Source organism: Streptomyces sp. NPDC107546 (genome assembly GCF_055639175.1).
On record NZ_JBVKBA010000009.1, the window covers coordinates 249,437 to 274,554 of the forward strand.

Genomic DNA, 25,118 nt, shown 5'->3' on the forward strand with positions numbered 1-25,118 from the left:
GGAGGTGTCGGCCTCCGTCTCGGGTACGAAGGACTCCTCCGGCAACTACGTCGGCAGCGCGACGGTGACGGTGTCGGCTTCGGATGCGGAGTCGGGCGTGGCCGCGACGGAGTACTCCCTGGACGGCGGCCCCTACCTGCCGTACTCCGCGCCGGTGGCGGTGAACAGAGCGGGGAGCCACACCTTCCTGTACCGGGCCACCGACAAGGCCGGCAACACCTCCACGGCCAAGTCGCTGACCCTGACCATCGTCGACAGCAAGCCGCCCACCGACTGCCCCGAGACGGACGGCCGTTCGACCGTGTTCGTCGGCACGGTCAACACGGGCATCCCGAACCGCGTCACGACGAATGGCTGCACGATCAACGAGCTGATCGAGGACCATCGGGCCTGGGCCAGCCATGGCGCGTTCGTCTCGTACGTCGAGAAGCTCGTCGCGGACCTCCGGCACGAGGGCGTCGTCGACCAGCGGGAGGCGGGCGACATCAAGAAGGCTGCCGGCCGTTCCGACGTCGGCGACCCGCACACCATGCGCGCGGAGCGGTGAGATAACTGCCGCAACAGGCCTGATGGGGTGGCGCCGGCCGGTCTCATACCCTCATCAGGCCTGCCCGCCGTAACGGCCGGCGGTGCCTGACGCGGACCGTTCGGCCCTCGTTGGGTCACGCAGGAGGGACTTCGAACCAGCTTTGTCCACTGCAAGATGAAAGTGCATCCGAATGCTGCACAAGTTCTTTCGTGTTGGGCAGGACGATGCTACGGTTTTTTGAAAGTCGCGCCCCGAAGTGCCGGGCGTGTGCACGAACTTCGGCGACGACGGGAGGGACGGCGTGAGGCGTATGACGGCTCGACCGGCCAATGTCCATCAGGCACGGCTGCTCCGCCTGCTGCGCGACCTCGGTCCGCAGTCCCGGGTAGCCCTGGGTGATCGGGTCGAGCTGTCGCGCTCCAAGTTCGCGGTGGAGATCGACCGGCTGCTGGAGACGGGCCTCGTCGTCCAGGACGGTCTCGCCGCTTCCCGCGGCGGTCGCCGCTCGCACAACGTCCGGATCGCCCCCTCCCTGCGGTTCCTCGGCGTGGACATCGGCGCCACCTCTGTGGATGTCGCGGTCACCAACGCGGAGCTGGAGGTCCTCGGTCATCTGGCCGAACCGCTGGACGTGCGTGATGGTCCGGTGGCCGTCTTCGAGCGGGTTCTCGCCCTGGCCGCCAAGCTGCGCGAGGCCGGGCTGGCGGAGCACTTCGACGGCGCCGGGATCGGCGTGCCGGGACCCGTCCGGTTCCCCGAGGGAGTTCCGGTCGCACCGCCGATCATGCCCGGCTGGGACGGTTTCCCCGTCCGTGAGGCGCTGAGCCAGGAGCTCGGCTGCCCCGTCCTTGTCGACAACGACGTGAACCTGATGGCCCTGGGCGAGCAGCAGGCCGGTGTCGCCCGATCCGTACGTGACTTCCTGTGGGTCAAGGTCGGGACCGGCATCGGCTGCGGCATCGTGGTTCGCGGCGAGGTCCACCGGGGTGTCACCGGCAGCGCCGGCGACATCGGGCACATCCAGGTCGACCCGGAAGGGCCGCCGTGCGCCTGCGGCAACATCGGTTGCTTGGAGGCGTACTTCAGCGGCAACGCCCTGACGCGCGACGCGACCGCGCTCGCCCAGGCGGGCCGGTCGGTGGAGTTGGCCGGGCGGCTCGAGACGGCAGGACGGCTGACCCCTGAGGACGTGTCGGCAGCCGCCGGCGCCGGGGACGCCGCGGCCCTCGAGCTGATCCGCACGGGCGGAAGCCGCATCGGTCAGGTCATCGCGGGCTTGGTCAGCTTCTTCAACCCCGGCCTGGTGGTCATCGGGGGAGGGCTCACCGGGCTGGGGCACACCCTCCTGGCCAGCATCCGCACCCAGGTCTACCGGCAGTCCCTGCCGTTGGCGACCGGCAACCTGCCGATCGTTCTCGGCGAGCTCGGCCAGGTCGCCGGCGTCGTCGGCGCCACCCGGCTGATCAGCGACCACATCTTCTCACCGGCCTGACGCGCCCCCGCGCGGCCGGAATCCATTCCCCGCGACCGGACGCGTTCCCGCGTCCGGTGCCCGCGCCCACAAGCATTCCTCAGGAGCGCCCATGGACAGTCAGCACAGCTCGCCCACGATCGGGGTGGGCATGATCGGATACGCCTTCATGGGCCGCGCGCACTCGCATGCCTGGCGTAGCGTCGCCTGCGCCTTCGATCTGCCCATGCGCCCGGTCATGGCCGCCCTCGCGGGACGTGAGCAAGCGGCCTTGGAACGGGCTGCCCGGCGTCAAGCCTGGGCTGCGACCGAGACCGACTGGCGGGCCCTGATCGCCCGCCCCGACGTTCAGCTGGTGGACATCTGCACTCCCGGCTCCACTCACGCCGAGATCGCGATCGCGGCGCTGGAGGCCGGTAAGCACGTGCTGTGCGAGAAACCGCTCGCCAACACCGTCGAGGAGGCGGAGGCGATGGCCGCCGCCGCGGCCGCGGCCTCGCGTCGCGGTGTGCGCTCCATGGTGGGGTTCAGCTATCGACGCACACCCGCGCTCGCCCTCGCCCGTCGGCTGATCGCCGAGGGCCGCCTCGGCGCCCTGCGGCACGTACGCGCACAGTATCTCCAGGACTGGATCGTGGATCCGGAGTTCCCGCTGGTATGGCGGCTGCAGCGCGAGCACGCCGGCTCCGGCGCGCTGGGCGACATCGGCGCCCACATCATCGACATCGCCCAGTTCCTCGTCGGTGAGTCGCTGTCGGGAGTCTCCGCCCTGACCGAGACGTTCGTCCGCGAACGGCCTCTTCCTACGGCATCCTCAGGGCTCGCGGCCGTCATCGACGGGGCCACGCCACGCGGACCCGTGACGGTGGACGACACCGCGCTGTTCACCGGCCGGTTTCCCGGAGGCGCCGTCGCGTCTTTCGAGGCCACGCGGGTCGCCGCCGGCCGGAAGAACGCCCTGCGCATCGAGATCAACGGCGACCGCGGCAGCATCGCCTTCGATCTGGAGCGTCTCAACGAACTGGACTTCCACGACCACACCGAGCCGGCTGCGACGGCAGGCTTCCGGCGGATCCTGGTCACCGAACCCGACCACCCCTATCTCGAGGGGTGGTGGCCGCCGGGGCACGGACTCGGCTACGACCACACCTTCGTGCACCAGGTGCATGACCTGATGCACGCCATCATCGATGGCCGGGATCCCGAGCCGTCCTTCGCCGACGGACTGCAAGTGCAGCGGGTGCTCGCAGCGGTGGAGCACAGCGCCGCGAACGGCAGCGTCTGGACGCCGGTTGCGCAGGCGAGCCCACCGCTGCCGTCCGGCACCGGCGACCCCGTCGCGGTCGCTCCCTGAACCGACCGATGTTCCCGCACCGTCGATGAAAAGGACTATTTCAGGGAAACTCCTGACGGGAATCGCTCACTGGAACAACTTTCATCACGCCGGTCGACAAGACGCGATGTGACGCCTCGGGGTCAATCGCTGTACGACAGGTGCCGGTAGGACAGGTGCCGGCAAAAGCCGGGGCACATTCGGCCGTGTCTTCCGGTAATACCGTCCTGCCTCGATGCGAGGGCTGCGCACCCATCGCGTGACCTTCTCATACCCCGAGCTCTCAAGGGCAACGGGCAGGCGGAGAGAGGTGCCCGGCTCCCCGCCTGCCCGCGAACAGGTTAGAAGTCCTCGGCATACCAACCGTGGTCGATGCCGACTGCCCAAAAGTGTTACACCAGTTGCCGCATCTGGCCACGACGGGCCCGAACGGTTCGCGGACCCTTTTCAAACCACGCTGTGAGAACTACCTTCCTGTCAGCTCGCCAGGCGGCAGGGGGCGGCCTGTTCCGGAAAACCGGGACGCACGCCCGTAGCCAAATTCAAACCTCCCGACTTGGACCACCGAAGTCCATCCAAAAGGAAACCGTCAAGGATCCACGACGGGCCCTGAACCGGATCCCGGATCGCTGCCGTCCACGACATACGAGCCCCTCACGGGCCTTCTCACCGAGGCCATCGACGAGGGCTCAACCGATCAATGACCGCGACCAAGTTGACGAGCCGCCACAGGCCCTGTGAGGGCCGGCGGACACCGCATCAGAGGGAGACCCATGAGTGCCCCGCTGCTCGAGATGCAAGGCGTCGTCAAGGAGTTCCCCGGCGTCCGGGCCCTCGACGGTGTCGACCTCGACGTAGTCGCCGGAGAAGTGCACTGCCTGCTGGGCCAGAACGGCGCCGGCAAATCGACACTCATCAAGGTCCTCGCCGGCGCCCACCAGCCCGACGAGGGACACATCGCCTGGGAGGGCGAACCGGTGACCCTCCCGAACCCCACGGCAGCCATGCGCCACGGGATAGCCACCATCTACCAGGAACTCGACCTGGCTGACGGCCTGTCCGTGGCGGAGAACATCTACCTGGGACACGAGCAGTCCTGGCTGGGGTTCGCCCAGCGCTCGCGGATGCACGACGCCGCCCGGCAACTCCTGCGCAGGCTGGGGCACCCCGAGATCCCCGTCACGCGTGAGGTGGGCGAGCTGTCGGCGGCCGGCAAACAGCTCGTGTCCATGGCCCGCGCCCTCTCGCACGACGCACGGCTCATCATCATGGACGAGCCTTCGGCCGTCCTCGCCCATGACGAGGTGGACAATCTCTTCCGCGTCATCGGAGACCTCACCGCCGCCGGCGTGGCGGTCGTCTACATCTCCCATCGCATGGAGGAGATCCGCCGGATCGGGGACCGCGTCACCGTCCTCAAGGACGGCCGCACGGTCGCCCGGGGGCTGCCCGCGCGCACCACCCCCACCTCCGAGCTGGTCTCGCTGATGACCGGCCGCACCGTCGAGTACGTCTTCCCGCCGAGGCCCCAAAGCCCCGACCCCGAGGAGCGGCCGCTGCTCCTGGAGGTCGAACACATCAGCCGCCCGGGGGAGTTCCACGACATCTCCTTCACCGTCCGGGCCGGCGAGATCGTCGGGCTGGCAGGCCTGGTCGGCTCCGGCCGCTCGGAGATCCTGGAAACGGTCTACGGAGCCCGGCGTCCAGCCTCCGGGCGCATCAGCGTGGCAGGATCCGCCCTACGGCCCGGCAGCGTCACCGCCGCCGTCCGGGCGGGCCTCGGGCTCGCCCCGGAGGAACGCAAGAGCCAAGCGCTGTTCATGCAGTCCTCCATAGCCCACAACGTGTCCATGTCCTCGCTGCGACGGTTCGCCCGCGCCGGCTTCCTCGACGCCCGCACCGAGCTGGCCGCCACGACGGAAGCGGTCCGCAGGCTCGACCTGCGGCCCCCCGACGCGACCCGGCCGGTGCGCACGCTCTCCGGCGGCAACCAGCAGAAGGCCGTCGTCGCCCGTTGGTTGCTCACCGACTGCCGACTGCTGCTGCTGGACGAGCCCACCCGCGGCGTGGACGTCGGAGCGCGGGCGGAGCTGTACACGCTCATCCGGCGGCTCGCGGATTCGGGAGTCGGTGTGCTCCTCGTCTCCAGCGAGGTGCCCGAGGTCCTCGGTCTCGCCGACCGCGTCCTCGTCATGCGCGAAGGGCGGGTGGTCCGTGAGGCCGGTGCCCTGGACCTCGACGAATCGAAAGTGCTCGACCTTGTCATGGAAGGGAGCTCCGCGTGAGCCAGCAGACCAGTCCCCCCGGCGGGAGCGGTCCGCTGCCCGTCACCGGCCAGGAATCACCGGCCGGATCCGTCCGGCAGACCGGCATATCCCAGGGGAAGGGCGGCAGATCCTCCTTGCTCGGGCACGTGGGCAGGGTGCGCAACCTCGGCCTGTTCGTCGTCCTCGTCCTGCTCTGCGTCATCGGTGCGCTGACCTCTAGCAACTTCGCGACCAGCCAGAACGCCCTGGTCATACTCACCAGTGCGGCGGTCATCGGGGTCATCACGATCGGGCAGACCTTCATCATCATCGGCGGTGGCATCGACCTGTCCGTCGGCGCGATCGTGGCGCTCGCATCCGTGTGGTGCACCACCGTGGCCACCCAGTCCTTCGGACTCGGCGGCATGGTCTTCTGCGCGCTCGCCGTGGGCGCGGTCGTCGGCCTCGTCAACGGCCTGATCATCGCCTACGGCAACATCGTGGCGTTCATCACCACGATCGCCATGATGGCGAGTGCCCGCGGACTGGCCGAGCGGATCTCCGACCGGCAGTCCCAGGTGGTGACGGTCGAGTCGTTCAACTCGATCGCCTCCACCCGGTTCCTCGGCATTCCGCTGCTGGTCTACATCCTGGTGGTCGCCGTGCTCGCGGGCTGGGTTCTGCTCAACCGCACCACCTTCGGCCGTCGCACGTTCGCCATCGGCGGCAACCAGGAGGCCGCGCGCCTGGCGGGCCTCGACGTGCGCCGTCACACTGTGGTGCTGTACGTCCTGTCAGGCCTGTGCTGCGGCATCGCCGCGATCATGCTGACCGCGCGGACCACCTCCGGGGCCAGCAACCTCGGCGACCTGTACGAACTGGACTCGATCGCCGCAGTGATCATCGGCGGAACCCTGCTGACCGGCGGCCGCGGCTCGCTCGTCGGCTCGATCCTGGGCGTCCTCGTCTTCACCACGATCACCAACATCTTCGTGCTGAACAACCTCACGACCGACATCCAGCAGATCGCCAAGGGTCTGATCATCGTCGCGGCCGTGCTGATCCAGCGACGCGGCCGGAGAACCGCCACCCCCTAGCAGCGGCGCGGGCGGCGACCTTGACCCCGCTGTCGCCGCCCGCGCCGCCCCCAGGCCAAGCCGCGCGGCACGTCCGCATCGACCACGGCAGGCAGGACCCCATGCAGGACCCCCGTGACTGGAAGGACTAGCGAGATGTACAAGCGCGGACTCGGCGGATTGGACCGCAGAAGGCTCCTCCTCGGCGGGGCGGTACTCAGCGGCGGAGCCCTGATCGCCGGCTGCACCAGCAACCAGAGCAACGCCTCCACGGACGACGTCAATGCGGTGTCCAAGGCCGGTACCGACAACGACAAGCCGGGCAGGCACGTGACGATCGGGTTCTCGGCCCCCGCCGCCGACCACGGCTGGATGGCGGCCATCACCAAGAACGCCATGGCGCAGGCGAAGCAGTACTCGGACGTGCACGTCGATGCCGTCGAGGGCACCAACGACGTCAACGCGCAGATCAGCCAGGTCCAGACGCTGATCGGCAAGAAGGTCGACGTGCTGGTGATTCTGCCCTTCGACGGCAAGGCGCTGACCTCCGTGGCCCAACAGGCGATGGACGCAGGCATCCCCGTGATCAACCTCGACCGTGTCTTCGACTCGCCCCTGGCCTATCGGACTTGGGTCGGCGGCGACAACTTCGGCATGGGTCTCAACGCCGGCCTCTACATCGGCAAGACCCTCAAGGCCAAGGGTGTCTCCTCGCCCGTGATCGGCGAGATCGCCGGGATCGACAACCTCGACCTCACCAAGCAACGCAGCGCCGGGTTCAGGCAGGGCTTGGCCAAGTACGGCTTCCACGTGGGAATCCGGCAGGCTGCCAACTTCACCGCGGACTCGGGTCAGCAGGTGATGAGCAACGTACTGCAGGCACGCTCGCACCTCGACGCGGTGTGGAACCACGACGACGACCAGGGCATCGGCGTCGAGGCGGCCATCAAGCAGGCGGGCCGAAGCGAGTTCTTCATGGTTGGCGGTGCCGGCTCCAAGCATGCCATGCAGGAGATCAAGACCGACAACTCCGTACTCAAGGCCACGGTCGTCTACCCGTCGAACATGTCCGCCTCGGCCATCAAACTCGCCCGGCTCATCGCCCAGCACAAGGGCATGAGCGACCTCGTCGGGCAGGACCTGCCGTCCTCGCTGACCCTGTTCTCCGCCACCGTGACCAAGGAGAACGTCGACCAGTACCTTCCCGGCGCCTTCAGCTGACCGGGCACCCACCGTCCTCCCGAAACCAGGTCATGAAAGGTTGATAATGTCCCGAAGAGGTATCGCCGCGCTGCTCTCGGCAGCCGCTCTGGCCCTGCCGCTCGCCGCCACGAGCGCCACCACCGCACACGCCGCGGAACCGGCGTTCAGGGTACTGGTGTTCTCCAAGACCACCGGCTACCGGCACGCCTCCATCCCCGACGGGATCGCGGCGATCGAAAAGCTCGGCCAGGACAACGGCTTCGCGGTCGAGGCGACCGAGGACGCGACCCAGTTCAACGACGCCAACCTGGCCAAGTACCAGTCGGTCGTCTTCCTCTCCACCACGGGCGACCCGTTGGACCAGCAGTCCGAGAAAGACGCCTTCCAGCGCTACATCGAGCACGGCGGCGGCTTCGTCGGCATCCACGCCGCCGCCGACTCCGGTTACACCTGGTCCTGGTACGGCGGCCTGGTCGGCGCGTACTTCAGGGACCACCCGGCGATCCAGCAGGCGACGGTGGACGTCGCGGGCCAGGGCACCGCGGCCACCAGGCACCTGCCGAACCGCTGGACCCGCACCGACGAGTGGTACAACTACCGCTCCAACCCCCGCGCCGACGTGCGCGTCCTGGCCACCCTGGACGAGAGCACGTACAACCCGGTCGGCTACTCCGGCGGCTCGATGGGCGCGGACCACCCCATCTCCTGGTGCCACCCCTACGACGGCGGCCGCTCCTTCTACACAGGCATGGGCCACACCTCGGAGAGCTACACCGAGCCGCAGTTCCTGTCGCACATCCTCGGCGGTATCGAGATGACGGCCGGTACGGCGAAGTTCAACTGCGACCCGGACAGCACCGACTGACCGGCGGTGACGGACCCCGGCGCGCCTGCCGTCCGAGCGGGCGCGCCGGGCACACGCGGTTCCCGCCCGCCCGCCCGTCGGCAGAGCACAGCGAAAGGACCCACCTTGCCGTCGTCAACGACCGCGCGCCGTCTCACGGCACCGGTGCACCCGAACGCCACCGCTCGCGGTTCCTTCCGCCGCGGGCTCCTCGCCGGCGCCGGCGCCGTCCTCGGACTCGTCCTCCTGGCAGGCCTGGTGGCAGTCCTGGTGACGGAGGGGCGTACGGCATCCACCGACCCGACCAGGCAGCTCGCCGACCGTATCCGTGCACAGGACGCCGCCCGCAACACCCAGCAGGTCAAGGCGCTCACCGCACAGGCGAGGGGCATCGCCGCGCGGCTGGCTCCGGTGCTCCGGCAGATGGAGGCGGCCATGCCGCACGAGGGCCGCGCTTCCCGGCCCGCGGGGGCCGCGGAGGCCGGCCGGTGGAAGGCGGTGACGTCCACAGCCGTCGCGGCCCTCGCCCACCCCCCGTCCGGCGACACCGGCTACAACGTGGCCCGTTCCGACTTCACCGCAGCCGTTCGCGCGCTCGACAGCGCCGTGGACTCCTACCGGCTGGCCCTCGGGGCGCCTGACTCCCTGGCGAAGCGGCTCACCGCCGCGGCGGCCTCGCAGCGGGACCAGGGCGTCGACGTCTGGTCGATCGGGGCCACCGAACTCGACGCGATCGACATCGACGCCGGGCTGGGGCACCAGCACGTCTTCCTGCAGGTGACCCCCGATGGTCAGGCCCTGGCCCCGGACGACCAGCCGGAGGGCAGCGGAAGCAGGTGACGGGAACGGCAACATCGACAGCGAGGAACGAGGCGGCCGGGCGCGACCGCGCCCGGCCGACGGAGGTGACGACATGTCAGAACAACGCATCCGCACGGGCATATGGCTGGCGGGGGCGCGTGGATCGGTGGCCACCACGGTCATCGCCGGCACGGCCGCTCTACGGGCGGGCCTGGCCGGGCCGACCGGGTGCGTCACCGAGCAGCCGGGGTTCCCCGACGCCGGCCTGCCCGCCGTGTCCGACCTGGTTTTCGGGGGGCACGACGTGACCTGCACGCCTCTGCCGAAGCGGGCCGAACAGTTGGTCGCGGCCGGCGTGCTGCCCCACGGGCTGCCCGCTCTCGTCCACGACGACATGGCCGCCGCGGACGCCGAGGTACGCCCGGCCCCTCTCCCGGACGCGGCCTTGAGCCAGCTGGACGCCGTCGAGGCGATACGGGCCGACATCGACGCCTTCCGCGAGCGGCACGGCCTCACACGGGTAGTCGTCGTCAACGTGTCCTCGACCGAACCGGTCCTCCCGCCGCACCCGGCGCACACCTCGGCCGGGGCCCTGCGTGCCGCGCTCGCCGCCGGCGAGAACGTGCTTCCGCCCAGCTCCCAGTACGCCCTGGCCGCGATCACGGCCGGGTGCGCCCATGTCGACTTCACGCCCTCCACCGGCATGCGAATCCCGGCACTGCGGGAACTGGCCCAGGAAGCCGGCCTGCCGTACGCCGGAAACGACGGCAAGACCGGGGAGACCCTGCTCAAAGCGACCCTCGGGCCGATGTTCGCCGCCCGGGGCCTGCGGGTACGCGCCTGGTCCGGCACCAACCTGCTCGGCGGAGGCGACGGCGAGACGCTCGCCGATCCGGCCGCGATGGCCAGCAAGACGACCTCCAAGCAGCGGGTGCTCGCGGAAACGCTGGGACACCCGGTCGAGGGCGAGGTCCACATCGACTACGTGCCCTCCCTCGGGGACTGGAAGACGGCCTGGGACCACGTGACGTTCGAGGGGTTCCTGGGCGTGCGGATGAACCTGCAGTTCACCTGGGCCGGTTGCGACTCGGCACTGGCCGCGCCCCTGGTGCTCGATCTCGCCCGGCTGGCGGCCCGGGCTCACGAGCGGGGGATCTCCGGTCCCCTCGGCGAGCTGGCCTTCTTCTTCAAGGACCCCGTCGGCACCAATGAACACGCCGTGATGACCCAGTACGAGACGCTGCGGACCTTCGCCGCTGGGCTCGGGGACCGGCGGTGATCCGCCGGTCCGCGCTTCGGCCCGGCCCCGGCCGGCGAGCCGGCGCAGACGCGGCGCCGCGCTCCGGCCCGGATGGGGCACCGCGCCCCGGATCCGTCTCCTCCGCGTCCGCTCCGGCCGCACCGCGGTCGCCGGGCCTGCGCCTGCGGGACCTGGTCGAACTGGTACGAGCCCCGGCCGCGTTCACCGTGCCGGGGGACGTCCTGGCCGGAGCGGCCGCCGCGGGCCGTCGCCCCGACAGCGCCGTGGCCGGCCTGGCCGCCTCCTCGGTCTGCCTGTACTGGGCCGGGATGGCGCTCAACGACTGGGCCGACCGCGATCTCGACGCGGTCGAACGCCCCGAGCGGCCGATTCCCTCCGGCCGCGTGGCCGCACCCGTCGCCCTGGGCACCGCCGCGACCCTGACCGCGGTCGCCCTCGGCCTGGCCGCCCTCGCCGAAGGCCGTCGCGCGCTGACGGTCGCCGTGCCGCTCGCGGCGACCGTCTGGGCCTACGACCTGTGGGCCAAGTCCCGCCCGGTGGGCCCCGCGGTGATGGCGGCCGCCCGGGGACTCGACGTCCTGCTCGGTGCCCGCGCGGGCCGGCTGCGGCCCGCCCTCCCGGCGGCCGCGACCATCGCCGGGCACACCCTCGCCGTCACCGCGCTCAGCCGCGCCGAGGTCACGGGCGCGGAACCGCGCCTGCCCGGGGTGACCCTCGCCGCCACCGGCGCCGTCGCCGCCGCGACGGCGTTCCGCGCCCGCCCGGCCCGGCAGGGCACGGGCCACCGGCACCGCCTGGCCGTCGCGGGCGGGCTCGCCGTCTACAGCGCGACGGCCGGCCGCGCCCAGGCGCACGCCGTCGCCGATCCTTCGCCGGCAAAGATCCGCAGGGCCGTCGGCGCGGGGATCCTCGGCCTGATCCCGCTGCAGGCCGCGCTCACCGCGGGCACGGGCGCGGTGCGCTCCGCCCTGCCCCTCGCCGCGGCCCTTCCGCTCGCCCGAGCCCTCTCGAGGAGGGTGTCCCCGACATGACCGCATCCCGCCACGGCGACAACACGTCCGCCGAGCCCGTCCTGCGCTACGGGTTCGGCACCAACGGCTTCGCCAACCACCGACTGGAGGACGCGCTCACCGTCATCGCCGAACTCGGCTACGACGGAGTGGCCCTCACCCTCGACCACCACCACCTCGATCCCTTCGCGCCCGGCCTTGCCGCGCGGACGACGGCCCTCGCCCGGCGGCTGGACCGTCTCGGGCTCGGCGTGGTGATCGAGACCGGGGCCCGCTACCTGCTCGACCCCTGGCACAAGCACGAGCCCACCCTGCTCGCGACCGAAGGACGCGAACGCAGGGTGGACTTCCTGCGCCGGGCGGTGGCCGTCGGCGCCGAGCTCGGCGCGCAGGCCGTCTCGTTCTGGGCGGGCGTCCGGCCCGCGCGGCTCGACCCGCGGACGGCGTGGGACCGGCTGGTCGCCGGATGCGCGGACGTCGTCGAGGCGGCGCAGAAGGCGGGCGTCCGGCTGGGCTTCGAACCGGAACCGGGGATGCTCGTGGAGACCCTCGACGAGTACACGAGGCTGGCCGCGGCGCTCGGCGACCCGGCGCCGTTCGGCCTGACCCTGGACATCGGGCACTGCCGCTGCCTGGAGCCGTACCCGGTGCCCGAGTGCGTGCGCCGGGCCGGGAGCCGGCTGGTGAACGTGCAGATCGACGACATGCGCCGGGGCACCCACGAGCACCTGGAGTTCGGCAGTGGCGAGATCGACTTCCCGCCCGTGCTCAGTGCCCTCGACGAGGTCGGCTACCGCGGGCTGGTCGCCGTCGAGCTGCCCCGGCACAGCCACGACGCCCCGGGAGTGGCCCGCCGCTCCCTGGACTTCCTGCGGTCGTGCGATCCCGCGGTCCGTCGCGAGGAGGAGATGGCATGACACCCGACCACCTCAGAACCGCCCTGACCGACCGGATGACCCAGAAGGGCTGGAAGTGGCTCGCCGGTGCGTGTGCCTCGGTGGCCGCCGACCCCGCGGTCGTCGGCGGCCTGTTCCCGCTGGCCGGACGCCGATGCGGACGGGTTCGGCTGGACCCCGGCGACCCGTACGGCTGGACGGTGGACGACGCGGCCCGCTGCCTCCTGCTGGCCGCGCTGCCCTTGACCGGCACACCGTTGCTGGAGCAGATCGAGGCGCTCTACCGGACCGGTGACGCGGCCGAACGGCGCGCCGTGCTGCGCGCCCTGCCGCTGCTGCCCGTCGGCGACGGTGCGCTGCCCCTGGTGCGCGACGCCCTGCGCACCAACGACACACGGCTGATCGCGGCGGCCCTCGGCGACTACGCGACCGACCACCTGGACGCGGAAACCTACCGCCAGGGCGTCCTCAAGTGCGTCTTCACCGGCATCCCGCTGACCGCCCTGCCGGGCCTGCCCGACCGGGCGGACGCGGAAATGGCCCGCATGATGGCCGCGTACGCCCATGAGCGGACTGCCGCGGGACGCGAGGTGCCCGCGGACATCGGGCCGATCCTCGCGCTCTTCCCGGACGTACCGGTGCCCGGTGACGGGGACCTGGCACACATCCCGACCGCGACCACCGACCGCCGAAGCCCCCGGGAGGCGTGATGCGCATCTTCGACCCGCACATCCACATGACCTCGCGCACCACCGACGACTACGAGGCGATGCACGCGGCCGGCGTACGCGCCCTGGTGGAGCCCGCGTTCTGGCTCGGCCAGCCGCGCACCTCGGTCGGCAGTTTCCTGGACTACTTCGACTCCCTCATCGGCTGGGAGCCGTTCCGCGCCGCCCAGTTCGGCATCCGCCACCACTGCACCGTCGCCCTCAACCCCAAGGAGGCCAACGACCCGCGCTGTACGGAGGTGCTCCAGCACCTCCCGCGCTATCTGCTCAAGGACGGTGTGGTCGCCGTCGGCGAGATCGGCTACGACTCGATGACGCCCGAGGAGGACGAGGCGTTCGCCGCCCAGCTGCAGCTTGCCGTAACCCACGATCTGCCGGCGCTGGTCCACACGCCGCACCGCGACAAGGCCGAAGGCGTCGACCGCACCCTCGCCGTGGTGAAGGAATCGGGCATCGCCTCCGAGCGGGTCCTCGTCGACCACCTCAACGAAGTGACGGTACGTCAGGTCATCGACTCGGGCTGCTGGATGGGATTCTCCATCTACCCCGACACCAAGATGGACGAGCGTCGTATGGTCGCCGTGCTGCGCGAGTTCGGCACCGAGCGGATCCTCGTCAACTCGGCCGCCGACTGGGGGAGGAGCGACCCCCTGAAGACCCGGAGGACCGGGGACGCCATGCTCGCCGCCGGCTTCACCCCGGACGACGTGGACAAGGTCCTGTGGCGCAACCCCGTCGCCTTCTACGGCCAGAGCGGCAAACTGGAACTGGACGACTCCGGCGCCCCCGGTGCCGACGCCACCTACGAGGGCAACTCCGTGCTGCGCGGCGCCCGGGCGGAGGTGTAGCCGTGCGTCTGCTCCACCCCGACGGCACCGTCGTCCACCTCGCGTACTGCACCAATGTGCACCCCGCCGAAGACCTCGAAGGAGTACTCGCCCAACTGACCCGGCACAGTGAGCCGGTACGCGAGCGGCTGGGCGTGCCCGTTCTCGGCCTTGGCCTTTGGCTGGCCCGCGACGCCGTGGCGGCCCTCGCCGCGGACGACGGCGCGGTCGGAAGGCTCCGCCGGGAGCTGACCGCTCGCGGTCTGGAGGTCGTCACCCTCAACGGCTTCCCCTACCGCGGCTTCCACGACCCCGTCGTCAAGCACGCCGTCTACCGGCCGGACTGGACCACGCCCGACCGGCTGCACTACACCCTCGACCTCGCCCGGGTACTCGCGGCACTGCTGCCCGACGACGCCGCGTACGGCAGCGTCTCCACGGTGCCGCTGGGCTGGCGGACCCCGTGGACGGCGCAGCAGGCGGAGGACGCCACCCGTTCGCTCGACGCACTGGCACGCGGCCTGGCCGCCCTCGCCGCCGACACGGGCCGGACGATCAAGGTCGGCCTGGAACCCGAGCCGGGCTGCGTCGTCGAGACCTCCGCCGAGGCCGCTCGGCACCTCGCCCGCGTGGACACCGACCGCATCGGCATCTGCCTGGACGCCTGCCATCTGGCCGTCGGCTTCGAGGAGCCGACCGCCGTCCTCGCTCGCCTGGACAGGGCCGGACTCCAGGTGGTCAAGACCCAGGCGTCCTGCGCCCTGCAGGCCGACGCGCCCTTCGATCCGGCCACGCGAGCCGCACTGGCCGCCTTCACCGAACCGCGCTTCCTGCACCAGGTCCGCGAGAGAGGCACCCCGCCCCGGGCCGTGGACGACCTGGACGCCGCCCTGGCCGGGGGGCTGCCGGGCCGCGATCCCTGGCGCGTCCACTTCCACGTGCCGCTGCACGCCGACCCGGAGCCCCCGCTGACCACGACGCGCCCCGAGCTGGAGGCGACCCTCGCCACCCTGCTCGGCGGGGACACCGCCCGCACCGCACACGTGGAGGCCGAGACCTACACCTGGGGGGTGCTCCCCGAGGCCGCTCGCCCGCAGGGCCCCGGGGCCCTCGCCGACGGCATCGCCGCCGAACTGGCTTTCACCCGCGACCACCTGATCTCGCTAGGCCTGAAGGAGGTCGCCCCGTGAACCCCACCCCCCTGCTCGTCCTCGACGTGGTGGGCCTCACCCCCCGGCTGCTCGCACACATGCCCCGCCTGCGGGCCCTGGGCGAGTCGGGCTTCACCGCGCGCCTCGACACCGCGTTCCCCGCCGTCACCTGCACCGTGCAGTCCACCCTGCTCACCGGGCAGCCCGCCACCGGCCACGGCATCGTCGGCAACGGCTGGTACTTCCGCGAACTCGGCGAGGTGCTGCTGTGGCGGCAGCACAACGCGCTCGTCGGCGGGGAGAAGCTGTGGGACGCGGCGCGGCGCTCCCACCCCGGCTACCGCGTCGCCAACGTCTGCTGGTGGTACGCCATGGGCGCCGACGTCGACCTCACCGTCACCCCGCGGCCGATCTACTACTCCGACGGCCGCAAAGAGCCCGACTGCTACACCTTCCCCCCGCAGCTGCACCACGAACTGACCGCGAAGTTCGGCACGTTCCCGCTGTTCACCTACTGGGGGCCGACCGCCTCCCTCACCTCCTCCCGATGGATCGTCGACGCCGCCCGGCACATCGTCGCCACCCACGCCCCCGACCTCACCCTCGTCTACGTCCCCCACCTCGACTACGACCTGCAGCGCTACGGCCCCGACGATCCCCGTGCGGCCGCGGCGGCCGCCGACGTCGACCGGGTCCTCACCCCGCTGCTCGACGACGCCGCCGCGCGCTCGATCACCGTGGTCGCCCTCTCCGAGTACGGCATCACCAACGTCTCCAGGGCGGTGGACGTCAACCGCGTCCTGCGCCGGGCCGGGTTGCTGCACGTCCACACCCAGGGCGGCATGGAATACCTCGACCCGTGGACGTCGGCCGCCTTCGCCGTCGCCGACCACCAGGTCGCCCACGTCTACGTCGCCGACCCGGCCGACACCGAGCGCGTCCGGGAGCTGCTGGCCGGCATCGACGGCGTGGCCGAAGTGCTCACCGAGGAGGGCAAGAAGGCGTACGGCATCGACCACCCGCGTGCCGGGGACCTCGTCGTCGTCGCCGAGCCCGACGCATGGTTCACCTACTACTACTGGCTCGACGACGACCGCGCCCCGGACTTCGCCCGCCTGGTCGAGATCCACCGCAAGCCCGGCTACGACCCGGCCGAACTGTTCATGGACCCGAAGGACCCCAAGGTAAAACTGCGCGCCGCCGCGGCGCTCGCCCGTAAGAAGCTCGGCATGCGCTACCGCATGAGCGTCGTCCCCCTCGACCCGTCCCCGGTGCGCGGCAGCCACGGCCGTCCGCCCGACACCCCCGACGACGGCCCGGTCCTCCTGTGCTCCCAACCGGGCGAGGCGCGCGACCACTACGACGCCACCGAGGTCAAGGACCTGCTGCTACGCCTGGCCGGGCTCCCGCCGAGCACCGCCCCGATCTCCTGACCGCCCAACCGAGTCACTACAGAGCGACGAACCACCGGAGGAACCAGATGCCACGCCCGATCACCCTGTTCACCGGTCAGTGGGCCGACATGCCGTTCGAGGAGGTGTGCCGCCTGGCCGCCAAGTGGGGGTACGACGGTTTGGAGATCGCCTGCTGGGGCGACCACTTCGAGGTCGACAGGGCGCTGGCCGACGACGACTACATCCCCCGCCGCCGCGCCCTGCTGGAGAAGTACAACCTGCGCTGCTGGACCCTCTCCTGCCATCTGACCGGCCAGGCCGTCGGCGACCACCCCATCGACGAGCGCCACAAGGGCATTCTGCCCGCCCGTATCTGGGGCGACGGCGAGCCGGAGGGCGTCCGGCAGCGCGCCGCACAGGAGGTCACGGACACCGCGCGCGCCGCTGCCGCGTTCGGGGTGAAGACCGTCGTCGGCTTCACGGGATCCTCCATCTGGCACACCGTGGCGATGTTCCCGCCGGTTCCGCCGGAGATGATCGAGCGCGGCTACGCGGACTTCGCCGAGCGGTGGAACCCCATCCTCGACGTCTTCGACGAGGTCGGCGTGCGCTTCGCCCACGAAGTCCACCCCTCGGAGATCGCCTACGACTACTGGACGACGGTGCGCACCCTGGAGGCGATCGGGCACCGGGAGGCCTTCGGACTCAACTTCGACCCGTCACACTTCGTCTGGCAGGACCTGGACCCGGTCGGCTTCCTGTGGGACTTCAAGGACCGCATCTATCACGTGGACTGCAAGGAGTCGGTCAAGCGGTTCAACGGCCGCAACGGCCGCCTCGGCTCCCACCTGCCGTGGGCGGACCCGCGCCGTGGCTGGGACTTCGTCTCCACCGGGCACGGGGACGTCCCCTGGGAGGCGTGCTTCCGAATGCTCAACTCGATCGGGTACGACGGACCCATCTCGGTGGAGTGGGAGGACGCCGGCATGGACCGCCTGGTCGGAGCCCCGGATGCCCTGCGGTTCATCCGCGAGCTCGTGGCGATCGAGCCGTCGGCCCAGTCCTTCGACTCGGCTTTCTCCTCAGGCGACTGACGACTTCACGACCAACGCCTCACCCCCGGCGGTCGGCCCGACCGCAGGGCGGCAGGCCGACCGCGGCGCGTCGCGGCCCTGATCGGGGCGAGAGCCGCTGCTGCAGTGCGCTGTGCAGGTCCGCCCACGGCGCCGTGCCGCCCGCCGTCGGGTCGAGCCACACGGTGGAGTACGCCCTGTGCCGGAAGGTGCGCACCACGTCCAGCCGGGCGGTGAAGACAGGCCTCTCGGCCGTCGCCGTGGCGAGCCGGGGGGCCTCTATGTCTCGGTCGCCGTGGCCCCGCAGTAGTGCGGGGGCCTGGGAAAGCGGGCGAACTGCCAGGTCGCGGTCAGCGTCCACGCCGCGACCGACACCGCCTCGTGCCCGCTGCAGTGGCGGCTGTTCCTGCCTCGGGAATGGGAAACGGACAGTGACCGCAGGACCGTCACCCGAGTCCCGCCCGAGGTCACACACCGCGAGAAGTGGCGGGAGCACTAGGGGCGGCGGGCCGGCAAGTGGGCGTCGAGGAAGTGTGAGCGTGCAGCGGGTCTTGGTGTTGTCGCTGGGAGCGGTGCTCTGCCGTGAATGCCGAGAACCGCGGGAGCATGATTGATCGTGCTGCTGCGACTGGCTCATGGGCAGAGTCGGGGTGCGGGAGCCGCGGTCGGGTGCTGGACGGCCGCGCCGGGGAAACTCCGGGGCGGCCGCGTGCGAGTCCGACAGCGCCGGTCAGCTGCGACGGTGCGCCGACTCCTCCAGCCGCTCGACGAGTTCGGCAGCCATGGCCTTGATGGTTTCCAGCCCCTTGCGCCCCCACGGTTGTGGGTCCTGGTCGACCACGCAGATCGTGCCGAGCACCACGCCGGTGCTGTCTATCAGCGGTGCGCCCAGGTAGGACTGGACGCCGATCGCGTCGACCACCGGGTTGCCGGCGAACCGCGGGAAGTCCCGGATGTCCTCCAGTACCAGCGCCCGGCGGCGCTTGACCACGTGCGGGCAGATGCCCATGTCGATGTCGCGGGGCATGACGCGGCCGGGCACCGGATCCTCCAGCAACGGCGGTCCCACGTGGACCGTGGTGTCCTGCGCGGCGCTGTACAAGCCTGCGAAGTACTGGCGGTCGGCGTCGAGGAAGAAGTTGACCCCGGCGTAGCAGCCGCCGGTACGGTGTGCCAGTTCCCGTGCGAAGGCGTCGAGTTCCGCATCCGGACGGGCATCGATGCCCAGCTCGCGCAGCCGCTCGGATCGGGCACGCACCTGTGGGTCCTCCGGGGGGAGGAGCAGGTGGCGCAGGGCGATCCCGGACTCAGGCCCGGAGGAGGGGTTGGTCGGTGTCGGTGCCATGGGAACTCCTTGTCGTGAGCAGATGCTGAATCAGTTCGAGCAGCACGCGGATGCCCGAGCTCTGGACGCGGGCGTCGCACAGCACCACCGGCACCTCCTGACTGAGGTCGAGCGCGGTCCGCACTTCCTCCCCGCGGTAGCGGTGGGCCCTGTCGAACTCGTTGACGGCAACGACGAAGGGCATGCCGCGCCGCTCGAAGAAGTCCACCGCCGCGAAGGAGTGCTCCAGCCTGCGGGTGTCGGCGAGAACCACCGCCCCGAGCGCTCCCTCGGAGAGTTCGTCCCACATGAACAAGAAGCGCTCCTGTCCGGGCGTGCCGAACAAGTACAGGACATGGGACGGACTGAGCGTGATACGACCGAAGTCCAGGGCCACCGTGGTGGTGGCCTTGTTCTCCACTCCGTCCAGCCGGTCCGTGGCCGCGCTGACGGCGGTCAGCATCTCCTCGGTGCTCAGCGGCTCGATCTCGCTGAGCGCGTTGACGAAGGTGGTCTTTCCCACGCCGAACCCGCCGGCGATCAGCACCTTGATGCCCACCGGCAGGACTTCGGCCGGCAGCGGGTCACAGTCGTTTGAGGAGGCCATCGCGTACCGCTTCCAGGAGGTCTCGATCAGGTCGTGCGTCGTGGCCCGGGGACGCCGGGTGCGCATCGCCTGCGACCACCGCGCCTCCCTCGGCCAGATCGGAAAGCAACACCTTGACCACGGCGGCGGGCACCTGCATCCGGGCCGCGACCTCGGCGACGCTCACCGGCCGCTCGCACAGCGCCAGCACCTGCGCATGCTCCAGGCCGAAGGCGCCCTGTGTCTGGGCGCCAGTGGCCCGCACCATGGTCACCAGCGTGAAGTGGGACGTGGCCCTGGTCCGGCCGTCGCTCACCGTGTAGGGACGGACCAGCCGCCCGGCCGCTTCGTCGACCAGCGGTCCGTCCGGGAGGACCGGCGTCATCGCTCATCCCACCGGGCGCCGGGGCGGTGTGGCCAGGTGAGGGCGCACGCTCTTGACCATCATCCCCATCTCGTAGCCCAGCACCGCCGCGTCGGCCTCGCGTCCGGCCAGCACTGCCAGCACCGCGCCGTGCCCGGCGGACGAGACGAACAGCAGCGAGGTGCTGAGCTCCGTCACGATCTGTCGTACGTCCCCGCCGTCGTCGAAGTGCCGGCCCGCGCTGCGCGCCAACGAGTACAGCCCACTGGCGAGGGCGGCCAACTGGTCCGCGGCGTCCTCGTCAAGCCCCTCCGCTGCCTTCACCAGCCCGTCCGAGGACAGCAACAGGGCGCTTCGGGTGTGCGGCACCCGGTTCACCAGACCCGTCAACAGCCAGGAAAGGTCTTCGCTCGCCACGATCGTGTAACTCCTCTTCTACGGAAGGAAACAGCTTGCTGGACGGGGCCCAGGGCCTTCAGGTCGGCTCGGCTGTCAGGGCGTCTCCGCTTCCTCGGCCCTGCGCATTCCGGTCTGGAACGCGGCCATCAGGCCCGGGTCGTGTGCGATGTCCTCGGAGACACCGGTGCTGGGGGCCGCGTGCGGCCGTTCGGCGGCGTGGCTCTGGCGGCGGCGCTGAGGCAGCTGCGGACGGTCGTCCGCGCCGTCGGAGGGCGCCGGGGCGGGCTGGGGTTCGGAATCGGACACGCGCGGATCCGCAACGACCTCCACTGTCGCCCGGAGGTCCGCCGCCTCGGGTTCCACCGGGTCGTGCGGCCCCGCGTCAGGGGTCGGGACGGTGTGGTGCGCGGGCGCGGGAACTGGCGGCTGCGAGCCGAGCAGTGCGCTGGGCAGCACCATGACGGCCTGAGTGCCGCCGTAGACGTTGCTCAGCAATTGCACGGCGATGTCGTGCCGCTGAGCCAGGACGGAGACCACGTACAGGCCGATCCGGCCGTCTTGCAGCAGCTCGCCGAGGGCGACCTTGTCGGGTGCACTCAAAACGGTGTTCAGCTGATTGCGCTCGGCCGGGGACATGCCCAGACCCCGGTCCTCGACCTCGATCGCCACCCCCGCGGCGACGGGCTCCACCCGCACGTGCACGGTGGTCTGGGGCGGTGAGAAGACCGTCGCGTTCTCCAGCAGCTCGGCCAGCAGATGGACGACGTCGACCACGGCGTGGCCGCTGACGGTTCCATCGATGGGCGGGACCAGCTTGACCCGGGCGTACTGGTCGATCTCGGCGACGGCGGAACGCAGCACGTCGGTCAGGCCGACGGGGCGGGTCCACTGGCGGTGGGTGTTCGCGCCGCCGAGCACGGCCAGGTTCTCGGCGTAGCGGCGGATCCGGGTGGACAGGTGGTCCACCCGGAACAGCCCTTTGAGAAGGTCGGGGTCCTCGACCTCGTTCTCCAGGTCGTCCAGCAGGCCGATCTCTCGGTGCACCAGGGACTCCAGGCGGCGTGCCAGGTTGGCGAACACCTCGAACTGCTCCAGCCGGGAGTTGTGTTCCGCACCGACCGCACCGGCGGCGGTCTCCAACACGGCTGCCTCCGCCTCCTGCCGGGCCGCGGCGATCTCGAACCCGAGGCGGGAGAGTTCGTCCGGGCCGGTCTGCGGCGGCAGTTCTGGCCGGCGCCGCGCGGGCCGCTCCCCGTCCCGCAACCGGCGGCACAACAACTCCAGTTCGGCCCTGCCCTCGGCCGTGGTACGGGTCAGCTCGGCCAGCTCGGCACGGTTCCGGTCGGCCTCGCGGGACAGCTCCGCCCAGTGTTTGGTGACTGCTCGTGCCTCCGCCGAAGCCCGTATGCCGGCGATCCCGGCCGCCATGATGCCGATGAGCACCACGCCGCCGAACACCACGCCCTGGTCCGCCCCGTCCAGGTGGCCATCGCGGGCCAGGGCGGTGGCCACCGCACCGGCCACGGCGACCACACCCGGCGGCAGCACGGACGACAGCACCAGACGCCGCCTCAAGGCCCCGGCTCGCGACTCGGCCGTCACACGGGAGATCACGGGCGACGTCGGCCGGTCGTCCGGCGACATGGAAGGATCAGGCATAACAGTCCCCGGACAGTGCGATGATCGGGCCGAACGCGCACGTTATCGCGCACCAGGACCCTGGTGTCAGCCCCTGGCGCGTACAGAAATCGAACCGTTGTCCTCGAGTTCGCTTCGGAGCGCCCGTCCCAGGCGTGCGAGTGTGGAAAGGGCCACCAGCACTGGGGACAACCTTCGTGCCCGCGGCTGTCAGGCCTCGTGGGGGCGTACTACGGCTGGACGCAATCCTCGCCCATTGGACCCAGCCGCTCCAGGTCCCCCTCCCAGGATTCCATGGACGGGTGCTGCACCTTGGCAGACCTGCTCCACCTTGCACACCGCCTCGCAGAAAGGTTGCGATGCGACAGGTGCAGTAGCCCGCACAGGGTGAACCGGTGATGTGGGAGTCGCGGCCATCGTGCAGGGCGGAGGTGACCGGTTTTCTCGAGGAGATGGTGGGATCACCCCGGAGGATCTTGTGGTGGGAGCCGTCCTTGGGCGATCACGACCGTATCGTCAGTGGTCAACTCCCCCCTCGTTACCCCGTTCCTCGCGCAATGCTGCAAGCCGGGCCATTTGCTCACCCATGCCGCGTGCTCCGGCCAACGGCGTGTGGACGTGCGGCCAGACGGACTGCACGAGGCTGATGTGTCGTGCACCGCCGAGGGCCACCACCGGGTCAAGGCCCACGATGTCACGCGCGGTTGCCTGTTCCAGAAGGACCTGGCTCGTTACCGCGTCGGCTGCGCCATGAGGTGTGTCGTACGGCTCGATGACGTCGTCGAGGTCGAGGAGCCCGTGGCGTGCGGAGAGAATGAGCAGCAGGTCAGGTTGCAGTGCGTCGGCCGCCTTGCGGCATGCCCGGTGGTAGGAGCCTACGTACATGTCTGCGGAGCGCGCGGGCGAGCCCAGTTTGCGGCTGCCGCACGGGATGACGACGAGCCGTGGCTTGAAGTAGTCGAGATGGTCGTTTGTGGTCATGTCTGTCGTCCTGCCTGTGCGTGTGATGTGAGCACTACTGGTCGTGTGCGCGCCCGGCGTGTTCTGGTGGAGACCCGCCTGCGGGGCGGCCAAGCCGGGGGGATGGTGATGTCGGAGTGGAATTTCGAGAAGAACAAGGTCATGCCGGATGACGGGCTTGAGGCGTCCACGGGAGGGAGCAGGGGAGGCAGCCGATGGAAGCTCAGACCCGGCAATGCCGCCGTCGCACGAACAGCTGACGCACACTCGGCCTCTTCGAGCGGGGCCCACTATGTCCCCCAACACGCAGCGGCAGCACCATTAGGCCAGGCCCGCCGCGGCCGCAGACTCTCGCTTTCGTCGCCGGCGGCACGTCAGACCACGCGCTCCTCGGCGTTGGTCCTCACCGTCGGTGTCTCGGCCGGTGTCGGGTGGATTCCGGCGAAGCCGAGGAACGCACCGAAGGCCGTCATGCCGGCGGCGATGGTGAAGCTGAAGGCGTAACCGTGCGCGGCGGCGGTCACCTGGTCGGCGCCCGCACGCCGCAGCACGGCGGCGTGGCCGGTGCCCAGTGAGACCAGGGCGGCCAGGCCGATGGCGCTGCCGATCTGCATGGACGCATTGTTCATGCTGGTGGCGATGCCCGCGTCCTCACCGGTGGCGCCGTCCACTCCGGCGACAGTGGATCCGACGAGGACGAGGCCGCCCCCCAGCGGCACGAGGATCAGTCCGGGCAGTACGTCGGCCGCATAGGTGCCGTGGCTGCTCAGCCCGGCAAGGAGGAGGTAGCCGACGGTGGTGACCGCAAGCCCTCCTCCGTTCAGGGCCCGCAGACCGAACCGGGGAAGGAGGCGTGGTGCCATCACGGTGGCGCTGAAGAGAATGACCAACCCGAACGGTACGAAGGCGAATCCGGTCGCCAGCGCGGAAAAGTGCAGTATGCGCTGGACATACAGGCTCAGCGAGAAGAAGAGGGTGGCGAAGCCGACGTAGTAGCAGATGCGAACGACGTTGGCGATGCTCCGGTTACGTGAGCGCAGGAATGCCAGAGGCACCAGGGGCTGGGCCACGTGAGCCTCCACCAGCACGAAAGCGATCAAGCAGAGCACACCGATCCCGACGCAGCCCAGGACGGGGAACGAGAACCATGCGTGGCCGTCCTTCTCCAGGAGACCGAACACGACCAGGAGCAGACCGAGGGTGACCGTCACGGCGCCGAGGACGTCAGGCCGACCGCGCTTGGTGGCCCGGCTTTCGGAGACGAGCTTGAAGGTGGCGAAAAACGCCACCGCGGCGATGGGCAGATTGATGAAGAATATCCAGCGCCAGGAGGCGATGGTGGTCAGGACGCCCGAGAGCACGACTCCCAGGGCCACACCGACTCCGGCCAGGCCGCTCCAGATGGCCATGGCCCGTGCCCTTTCCTGCCGCTGTGTGAACAGCAGCGTCACCAGGGACAGGGCCGCCGGGCTGACGAGTGCCGCACCGACGCCCTGTACGAAGCGGCCGGCGATCAGTACACCGGCCTGCTGGGCCGCTCCGGCGCTCGCCGACGACAGCGCGAAGATCGCCAAGCCGGTCAGGAAGAGGCGTCTGCGGCCGAGCAGATCGCCCAGGCGCCCGCCGAGCATCAGCAGCCCACCGTAGGTGACGGTGTAGCCGTTGACGACCCATGCCAGGCCCGTGGTCGTGAAGCCGAGATCGTGCTGGATGGGGGGCAGCGCGACATTGACCACGGTCACATCGAGGAGCAGCATCACCTGCACCAGGCAGATGATCCCGAGCGCGCGCCACCTGCGCGGATCCGGTTCGGGAGTGGGACTGATCGCAGTCATCACTGATCGCCTTCTATACGGTCGGGCCGCCGCCGTCCCCGCGGACGCCGTCTCAGGAGGAGAGGCAGCAAGCGGGCCCGGCCCAACGGACATTTCCTGAGGTGTTCAACTCGCAGGCGCCAGGTGTGCGTGGCCGCGGATAAGGACAGCGAAGGCGCACATTCGGTCT

At 70.5% G+C, this 25,118-nt stretch carries 24 protein-coding genes and 2 pseudogenes; 18 read left to right on the forward strand and 8 right to left on the reverse strand.

The features are described 5' to 3' along the window. The 16 genes from ACZ7L1_RS16295 to ACZ7L1_RS16370 form a co-directional block, all read left to right on the forward strand. Window positions 1-547: OmpL47-type beta-barrel domain-containing protein (locus ACZ7L1_RS16295; RefSeq protein WP_471437728.1), on the forward strand; the 547-nt coding region annotated here is incomplete at its 5' end. 292 nt (window positions 548-839) lie between these two features. After that, the gene (locus ACZ7L1_RS16300) at window positions 840-2,021 is read left to right on the forward strand and encodes an ROK family protein (protein ID WP_471437729.1); all 1,182 of its coding nucleotides are present in this window, start codon (window positions 840-842) and stop codon (window positions 2,019-2,021) included. 91 nt (window positions 2,022-2,112) lie between these two features. Further along, on the forward strand, window positions 2,113-3,354 hold the full coding sequence (locus ACZ7L1_RS16305; protein WP_471437730.1) for a Gfo/Idh/MocA family protein: 1,242 nt from the start codon (window positions 2,113-2,115) through the stop codon (window positions 3,352-3,354). A gap of 752 nt (window positions 3,355-4,106) precedes the next feature. Further along, the gene (locus ACZ7L1_RS16310) at window positions 4,107-5,618 is read left to right on the forward strand and encodes a sugar ABC transporter ATP-binding protein (protein ID WP_471437731.1); all 1,512 of its coding nucleotides are present in this window, start codon (window positions 4,107-4,109) and stop codon (window positions 5,616-5,618) included. Further along, window positions 5,615-6,676, forward strand: a complete 1,062-nt coding sequence (locus ACZ7L1_RS16315; protein ID WP_471437732.1) for an ABC transporter permease — start codon at window positions 5,615-5,617, stop codon at window positions 6,674-6,676. Before ACZ7L1_RS16310 ends, ACZ7L1_RS16315 begins: the two co-directional genes overlap by 4 nt. Window positions 6,677-6,811: 135 nt before the next feature. Then, window positions 6,812-7,876: a substrate-binding domain-containing protein gene (locus ACZ7L1_RS16320; protein ID WP_471437733.1), complete on the forward strand. Its 1,065-nt coding sequence runs from the start codon at window positions 6,812-6,814 to the stop codon at window positions 7,874-7,876. 46 nt (window positions 7,877-7,922) lie between these two features. Further along, window positions 7,923-8,723, forward strand: a complete 801-nt coding sequence (locus ACZ7L1_RS16325) for a ThuA domain-containing protein (RefSeq protein WP_471437734.1) — start codon at window positions 7,923-7,925, stop codon at window positions 8,721-8,723. Window positions 8,724-8,828: 105 nt separating this feature from the next. Beyond that, window positions 8,829-9,542, forward strand: coding sequence for a hypothetical protein (locus ACZ7L1_RS16330; RefSeq protein WP_471437735.1), 714 nt, complete (start codon window positions 8,829-8,831; stop codon window positions 9,540-9,542). A 73-nt stretch (window positions 9,543-9,615) separates the two neighbouring features. After that, the gene (locus ACZ7L1_RS16335) at window positions 9,616-10,782 is read left to right on the forward strand and encodes an inositol-3-phosphate synthase (protein WP_471437736.1); all 1,167 of its coding nucleotides are present in this window, start codon (window positions 9,616-9,618) and stop codon (window positions 10,780-10,782) included. Window positions 10,783-10,919: 137 nt separating this feature from the next. Continuing rightward, the gene (locus ACZ7L1_RS16340) at window positions 10,920-11,795 is read left to right on the forward strand and encodes an SCO3242 family prenyltransferase (RefSeq protein ID WP_471437791.1); all 876 of its coding nucleotides are present in this window, start codon (window positions 10,920-10,922) and stop codon (window positions 11,793-11,795) included. After that, window positions 11,792-12,691 carry a sugar phosphate isomerase/epimerase family protein gene (locus ACZ7L1_RS16345; protein WP_471437738.1) on the forward strand — a complete coding sequence of 300 codons (900 nt, stop codon included), beginning with the start codon at window positions 11,792-11,794 and terminating at the stop codon, window positions 12,689-12,691. The genes ACZ7L1_RS16340 and ACZ7L1_RS16345 overlap by 4 nt, the downstream gene beginning before the upstream one ends. Further along, a complete protein-coding gene (locus ACZ7L1_RS16350) occupies window positions 12,688-13,380 on the forward strand; it encodes an EboA domain-containing protein (protein ID WP_471437739.1) in 693 nt (230 codons plus the stop codon). The genes ACZ7L1_RS16345 and ACZ7L1_RS16350 overlap by 4 nt, the downstream gene beginning before the upstream one ends. Next, window positions 13,380-14,246, forward strand: coding sequence for a TatD family hydrolase (locus tag ACZ7L1_RS16355; RefSeq protein WP_471437741.1), 867 nt, complete (start codon window positions 13,380-13,382; stop codon window positions 14,244-14,246). Before ACZ7L1_RS16350 ends, ACZ7L1_RS16355 begins: the two co-directional genes overlap by 1 nt. 2 nt (window positions 14,247-14,248) lie before the next feature. Continuing rightward, window positions 14,249-15,415 carry a metabolite traffic protein EboE gene (eboE, locus tag ACZ7L1_RS16360; RefSeq protein WP_471437742.1) on the forward strand — a complete coding sequence of 389 codons (1,167 nt, stop codon included), beginning with the start codon at window positions 14,249-14,251 and terminating at the stop codon, window positions 15,413-15,415. After that, on the forward strand, window positions 15,412-16,809 hold the full coding sequence (locus tag ACZ7L1_RS16365; protein WP_471437744.1) for an alkaline phosphatase family protein: 1,398 nt from the start codon (window positions 15,412-15,414) through the stop codon (window positions 16,807-16,809). Before eboE ends, ACZ7L1_RS16365 begins: the two co-directional genes overlap by 4 nt. Window positions 16,810-16,856: 47 nt before the next feature. Further along, window positions 16,857-17,864 (forward strand): sugar phosphate isomerase/epimerase family protein, encoded by a 1,008-nt coding sequence (locus ACZ7L1_RS16370; protein WP_471437745.1) that lies wholly within the window; start codon window positions 16,857-16,859, stop codon window positions 17,862-17,864. Window positions 17,865-17,883: 19 nt separating this feature from the next. Here ACZ7L1_RS16370 and ACZ7L1_RS16375 read toward each other — a convergent pair whose 3' ends face one another. Then, window positions 17,884-18,150, reverse strand: a complete 267-nt coding sequence (locus tag ACZ7L1_RS16375; RefSeq protein WP_471437793.1) for a 2'-5' RNA ligase family protein — start codon at window positions 18,148-18,150, stop codon at window positions 17,884-17,886. On the opposite strand from ACZ7L1_RS16375, the pseudogene ACZ7L1_RS16380 reads away from it, so the two are divergent. After that, window positions 18,127-18,333, forward strand: a pseudogene (locus tag ACZ7L1_RS16380) (transposase); the annotation flags it as partial. The gene ACZ7L1_RS16375 and the pseudogene ACZ7L1_RS16380 overlap by 24 nt on opposite strands. A 240-nt stretch (window positions 18,334-18,573) precedes the next feature. On the opposite strand, the gene ACZ7L1_RS16385 reads toward ACZ7L1_RS16380, so the two are convergent. The 5 genes from ACZ7L1_RS16385 to ACZ7L1_RS16405 form a co-directional block, all read right to left on the reverse strand. Beyond that, complete coding sequence (locus ACZ7L1_RS16385; RefSeq protein ID WP_200417887.1) at window positions 18,574-19,188, reverse strand: GAF domain-containing protein; 615 nt, start codon at window positions 19,186-19,188, stop codon at window positions 18,574-18,576. Beyond that, window positions 19,151-19,774, reverse strand: coding sequence for a GTP-binding protein (locus ACZ7L1_RS16390; RefSeq protein ID WP_471437746.1), 624 nt, complete (start codon window positions 19,772-19,774; stop codon window positions 19,151-19,153). The genes ACZ7L1_RS16385 and ACZ7L1_RS16390 overlap by 38 nt, the downstream gene beginning before the upstream one ends. Next, a complete protein-coding gene (locus tag ACZ7L1_RS16395) occupies window positions 19,752-20,138 on the reverse strand; it encodes a DUF742 domain-containing protein (protein WP_389001240.1) in 387 nt (128 codons plus the stop codon). The genes ACZ7L1_RS16390 and ACZ7L1_RS16395 overlap by 23 nt, the downstream gene beginning before the upstream one ends. Window positions 20,139-20,141: 3 nt before the next feature. Continuing rightward, entirely contained in the window at window positions 20,142-20,534 is a 393-nt protein-coding gene (locus ACZ7L1_RS16400; protein WP_471437748.1) for a roadblock/LC7 domain-containing protein, read from the reverse strand. A 75-nt stretch (window positions 20,535-20,609) separates the two neighbouring features. Beyond that, window positions 20,610-22,160 carry a sensor histidine kinase gene (locus ACZ7L1_RS16405; RefSeq protein ID WP_471437749.1) on the reverse strand — a complete coding sequence of 517 codons (1,551 nt, stop codon included), beginning with the start codon at window positions 22,158-22,160 and terminating at the stop codon, window positions 20,610-20,612. 207 nt (window positions 22,161-22,367) lie between these two features. Between ACZ7L1_RS16405 and ACZ7L1_RS16410 the strand changes: the two are divergent. Beyond that, window positions 22,368-22,553 (forward strand): annotated as a pseudogene (locus ACZ7L1_RS16410) (ADP-ribosylglycohydrolase family protein); the annotation flags it as partial. A 117-nt stretch (window positions 22,554-22,670) separates the two neighbouring features. Here ACZ7L1_RS16410 and ACZ7L1_RS16415 read toward each other — a convergent pair. Beyond that, window positions 22,671-23,135 carry a DUF6884 domain-containing protein gene (locus tag ACZ7L1_RS16415; RefSeq protein WP_471437750.1) on the reverse strand — a complete coding sequence of 155 codons (465 nt, stop codon included), beginning with the start codon at window positions 23,133-23,135 and terminating at the stop codon, window positions 22,671-22,673. A 353-nt stretch (window positions 23,136-23,488) separates the two neighbouring features. After that, entirely contained in the window at window positions 23,489-24,949 is a 1,461-nt protein-coding gene (locus ACZ7L1_RS16420; RefSeq protein WP_471437751.1) for an MFS transporter, read from the reverse strand. Between the last annotated feature and the right edge of the window lie 169 nt (window positions 24,950-25,118).